Source organism: Spirabiliibacterium pneumoniae, assembly GCF_014884995.1.
Classification (GTDB): domain Bacteria; phylum Pseudomonadota; class Gammaproteobacteria; order Enterobacterales; family Pasteurellaceae; genus Spirabiliibacterium; species Spirabiliibacterium pneumoniae.
On record NZ_JABMII010000009.1, the window covers coordinates 49,681 to 55,680 of the forward strand.

Consider the following 6,000-nt stretch of genomic DNA (forward strand, 5'->3'; position numbering starts at 1 on the left):
TTTGTAAATATTTTCATTATGGCTTACAAATGGAAAATTTTTGTGCTAGAGTACGACAAAATTTAATCACTAAAATTTAGAAACAACATAGGAAAAATTATGAATACAATTTTCAAAATTATTTGGAACCACGCCACTCAATCATTTGTGGTGGCTTCCGAATTGGCGAAAGGCCATACCAAATCCAGCGCGCGTACTTCTCGCCGCGTATTTAACCTCACCCGTATCGGCGCAGCATTGAGCCTCGCACTCGGCTCAAGTGCGGTGATGGCGGATAATATCGTTAATGGAGAAGGTTCTCAAGCAGTTCAAAATGGTGGCATTGCGATTGGCGTACCAGCAAAAGCGGAAACGACAGGTTCGATTGCAATCGGTAACAACGCGGTGTCCGGTAACTCGGATATGACGGCAAATTATGCTAGCGTCATTAACCCTAAGACAAAAGCACCATTTACTAGTGCTGAAGAAATGCGCGATTACATCCTTAAAGCAAATGATAATGATGTGGTTAAGCGTACGTGGATAGGCAAGCAAAATAATATTGCCATCGGATCTGGCGCGACGGCTATGGGTGGTCGTAATATTTCCGTCGGTGAAAATGCCGGAACGGGTACGGTAGATGCATGGAATATTCAAAACGTTAATATTGGTACTGAAGCAGGGGCTCGTTCTAAAAAAGATTACAGTGTTGCTATCGGGTTTCAAGCTGGAGCACTTTCAGAAAAGAAACAAAAAGAGCAACTTAATAACCCAGCCTTGGGAACTAATAATTTAGGACAACCTAATGATGGCGGTCGTATCCCAAGCGTATTCATCGGTAAAAATGCCGGAACGGATACCATTTCTTATGGCAATATCGGGATGGGTACGAATGCAGCTGCGTACATGAAGGATGCGTATGGAACTAACAACGTGTTCATCGGTGCAGATGCGGGGGTTCGCAGTGGTTCCGGCATTGTGGATGGAAATAATTTCAAGCAAGCTTCCTGGGGTGGTAAAGAATATTTAAGACCCGATGGATCTTTTAATAATCCAGCGGCTTCTTTCATGGCAGGCTTTAACGTAGGGATTGGTCCTAATGCGCAATGGGATACACAAGGTAGCTCTAACTCTTCCTTGGGGTGGAAAGCATTGCAAAACTCCTTGGGCAGTGGCAACACGGCTATGGGTAATATCTCCGGCAGTTTCGTTAATGGCGATTTGAACGTAGCCATGGGTAACTACGCAGGTAGTCATCAAACGGCGTCCCGTACAGTAGCATTAGGTAATGGCGCTCGCACTACGGGCAATGGTAACGTAGCACTAGGTAGTGATAGCTGGGCTGGTACTAAAGAAGAAGCCAAAGTGAAGACGGGCAACGGCGGTAGTGTTGGTGGTTTTGCCAATACTAAGATGAATGATACGGCACTTGGTTTCCGTACGGAAGCATTGGGCGGTAGTTCTTTAGCAGCTGGTGAACGCGCTAAAGCAACGAAAGAAGCGGCAATTGCGATTGGTTCTAATGCAGAAGCAAAAGCAGTGGGTGCGATTGCGTTGGGGGCAGCGACGGGATTAGAATATACGTCCGAATCCAATCAATACGGTGACTCATCCATTAAAGAAAGTTCTATTAATGAAGATACGAAACAAGCAGTAGCTACGGGTGAACATAGTATTGCCGTAGGAACGGCAGCAGAATCCATTGGCGATCGTTCAACTGCGATAGGTAAACAATCAAGTGCTCAAGCGCAAGATAGCATTGCACAAGGCACAGAAGCTAAGGCCTATGGTGATGGCACAGTAGCTATTGGTAAAAATGCACGCAGCGGGCGCGGTCCAAAAGGTTTTGCAACTAATCTAGATGATGTGCCAGAAGCTAATGCAATTGCAATTGGTAATAATGCGCAAGCACCTAATAAATCCTCTATCGCAATGGGTGATGGTGCAACCGTTCAATATTTTGCACCTGATGCAATTGCGATTGGTACAAATGCAAAAGTTGGAACCTATGCTCACACTTCTATCGCTATCGGTAAAGATGCAAAAGCTCAGCATTTCTATAACACGGCTATTGGCCCACAAACTGTGACTGATGGTGTCGGTGCAGCAGCAGTTGGTTTTAAGGCACAAGCCTTGGCTAGAGCTTCATTTGCAGCTGGACAAGGTGCAAAAACAGAGGATCAGGCAACAGTTGCAATTGGTGAAAATGCTAAAGCAACTCTTGCGAATAACGTTTCTCTTGGTTCTGGATCTGTAGATCGTCAAGCGGTACAAATTAATGATGCAACTGTTGAAGGCGTAAGGTACAGTGGTTTTGCTGGTAAAGCAAGTGCGGTGGTCAGCGTGGGCAAAAAAGATGCTGAACGTCAAATCATCAATGTTGCGCCAGGTGAAATCTCTAAAACTTCAACTGATGCCATCAACGGTTCGCAATTGTATTTGGTGTCTGAAGGGTTAACTAACCAAATGCCAGTGGTTTATACAGATAAAGATGGTAATAAAGTGTATAAAACACCTGAAGGCAAATTTGTGAAAGCTGACGGTACAGAAGTACCAGCAGGCGAAGTGATTGCCTCAATGAACAACCCAGATGGCACAACCACTACCCCAACTACATTGACCAATATCGCAGGCAACTTGCCAGGTGCGAAGAAAGATACACAAGCACCAACGACCGCAGGCACTGCGCCGACAGCGGAAGAAGTCAAGAAAATGCAAAACAATGCCGCCACGGTGGGTGATGTGTTGAACGCAGGCTGGAACTTGCAAAACAACGGCACAGCGAAAGACTTCGTGAAACCGTATGACACCGTTAACTTTGTAGACGGCGCAAACACCATCGCGGTGGTGGATACTACGAGCGAATTGTTAAGCAACATTCGCATCAACGTAACAGGCTTGCCAATCGCCTACACCGACACTGAAGGCAACCCATTGGTGAAAGTGGGTGATAAATTCTATAAAGCAGAAGATGTCACTAACGGCAAAGTGAACGATGGCAAAGAAAATGCTAACGTTGAGCCAGCAGGCACCACTTTGGTGAACGGTAAGGGTGAGAAAGATCCACAAACCCTTGATGGCGTGAAAAGTGCGGTCGACCCTGATGGTAATAAATCAGGCGATGACTTTACTAATGCCTTAAACGATGCTGCTGATAAAACACCAAACAAAGCGGTGAATGTCTCTGACCTGAAAAATGTGTCTGACAATATCAAAAACGCCAACAACGGTGGTGGTTTTGGGTTGAAAGACGATAATAATAACGTTATCAACCAAGATTTGGGCAAACAAATCCAAATTAAAGGCAAAGAAGGCAGTGGTGTGACTTCAACTGTTGTCACCAAAAAAGATGATGACGGCAAGATCACCGATCAATATCTGCAAATTGGTTTGGATAAAGACATCACCATCGGCAAACCAGCAAAAGATGGTCAACCTGGCGAAGCTGGCTCTATCGGCGTGGCTGGTAAAGATGGCAAAGACGGCGTGAGCATCAAAGGTGATGCAGGCGACGGCAAACCTGGCATTGGCATCGCTGGCAAAGACGGCAAAGATGGCGTGAGCCTCACCGTGAAAGAAGATGGCCAACCAGGCGTTGACGGCAAAGGCAAAGATGGCAAAGACACCAAACCTCGCCTTGAAGTTAACGGCGAAGAAGTGGCCACCCTCAACGATGGCATCAAATACGCTGGCGACTTCGGCGAAGGCGCAGCCATCAAGCTGAATAAAGTGACCAACATCAAAGGCAATGCCAAAGATGAAAACAAACTTTCAGACGGCAATATCGGTGTGGTAGCCAATCAAAGCGGCGACGATGCAGAATTGGTGTTGAAACTGGCTAAAGACTTGAAAGATTTAGACAGCGTAACCTTTGGCCCAGTTGATCCGAAAACAGGCAAACCAACTGATCCGAGCAACACGGTGTCAATCGGCAAAGACGGCATCAACGCGGGCAACAAACCGATTACCAACATCAATAATGGCCTGAACACCTACCCTGATTCAGACGTGCCAAAAAATGGTTTGGTCAACTTGGATAACACGAATGTACCTGACAATTCTGCTGCCACTGTGGGCGATTTGCGCAACATGGGCTGGATTGTGGGCGCACCAGACAACAGCTACACCGAGCAAGTGAAAAATGCCAACCAAGTGAACTTTGTGGGTACTGGCGCTGCGAAAGTAACAGGCGAAACCAAAGATGGCGTTCGCACCATCACTATCGATGTGAAAGCAGCTGAAGCAGGCGGCATGAACGGCTTTGATGTTACGGCGAATGATGGCGATGCAACCACCATCACCGAAGGCAACAAAGTAAACTTCACTGATGGCAACAACACCAAAGTGACTACTGAACCGAAAAAAGATGGTTCTGGCGTGGATGTAAAAGTCAACTTGGCTGACAACATCACTGTGGGTAAAGACGGCAAAGATGGCGTTGACGGCTCAATTGGTGCCACTGGCAAAGATGGCGCAAGTGCGGTCTTGAACGGCAAAGACGGCTCAATCGGCCTTACTGGTGCGAAAGGCGCCGACGGCAAAGATGGTGCTTCTGCTTCTATCAGCGTGAAAGACGGCGCTAAAGGTCTTGACGGCAACGACGGTAAAGACGGCGAAAGCAAAACTCGCGTGGTTTACACCAAACCAGACGGCAGCCAAGAAGAAGTAGCAACACTGAACGACGGCTTGAAATTTAAAGGCAATAAAGGTGACACCATTGAGAAAAAACTCAACGAAACCGTGGCAGTGAAAGGCAAATTGGCAAATGATGCTGATGCCACCGCAGCCAACACCCGTGTGGATGTTGAAAATGGTGAGTTAATCATCAAAATGGCGAAAATGCTGAAAGACCTTGAAGGTGCTGAGTTCAAAGACAAAGACGGCAACACCGTTATTGTTAAAGATGGCGGCATTGTGCTGAAAGGTAAAGACGCTACTGATGACAAAGCGGATAATCCGAAAAATGTTAGCTTGACTCAAAACGGCTTGAACAATGGTGGCAATACCATCACTAATGTGGCGGATGGTGTAAATCCGAATGATGCGGTGAATAAGAGCCAGTTAGATAAGAAAATGACCGGCTTTAAAGTGACTGCAAATAGTGATGATGCTCAAGCTAAAGAAATCAAAAACGGCGATACCGTTGACTTCGTTAACGGCAGCAACACTGTGGTGAGCAAAGTGGATACACCGAAAGGCACGAAAGTGAAAGTTGACCTTGCGAAAGACCTCAAAGGCCTTAACAGTGTTGAGCTGAAAGATCAAGCAGGCAACACGACCACCGTGACTGGCAATGGCGTGAACATCACTGGCACTAACGCAGCGGGCAAACCAAGCAACGTGAGCTTGACTGCTAATGGTCTTGATAACGGTGGCAACCGTATCACCAACGTAGCACCAGGTGTGAAAGGTACTGATGCGGTAAACGTGAACCAACTCAACGCTGTGGGCAACCGCATTGGCGATGTTGATCGCAAAGCACGCGGTGGTATCGCAGGTTCAACCGCCATGGCGAACTTGCCACAAGCGTACATTCCAGGTCACTCTATGGTAGCTGTAGCAGCGGGTACACACCGTGGCGCAAATGCTGTAGCGGTGGGTGTTTCACGCATCTCTGACAGTGGCCATGTGATCATCAAATTGAGCGGTTCAACCGACTCTAAAGGTGGCACAAACGCTGGTGTTGGTGTAGGCTATCAATGGTAATCACCACGACCGCACTTTTTGCTTAAAGTGCGGTCACTTTTGATAAGGAAAAGCAATGAAAAAATTAGCAAAATGGGCATTGCCATTGTTGGCAGCCAGCGTTGTGGCAGCGTGCGGCAACTTAAGTGATGTGAAAAAGAACGGCACAACCGATGAGCCAAAATGGCCGAAGATTGAAGATGCCAGTGTTAACTTCTCTGGTTCCCAATACGGTACATGGCCAAACTGGGACAACGTGCGCCAAATTGAAGCGGGCATGAACAAAGACCAACTCTATTATTTAATTGGCCGCCCACACTACCAAGAAGGCTTGTT

Annotated in this window: 2 protein-coding genes; both read left to right on the forward strand. The window is 46.9% G+C overall.

Annotated elements, in window-relative coordinates:
• The first annotated feature begins 99 nt into the window (after positions 1 to 99).
• Positions 100 to 5,685, forward strand: coding sequence for a YadA-like family protein (locus tag HPC38_RS07515; protein WP_208120676.1), 5,586 nt, complete (start codon positions 100 to 102; stop codon positions 5,683 to 5,685).
• 55 nt (positions 5,686 to 5,740) lie between these two features.
• A partial coding sequence (gene bamE, locus HPC38_RS07520) for an outer membrane protein assembly factor BamE domain-containing protein (protein WP_208120677.1) occupies positions 5,741 to 6,000 on the forward strand: 260 nt, incomplete at its 3' end.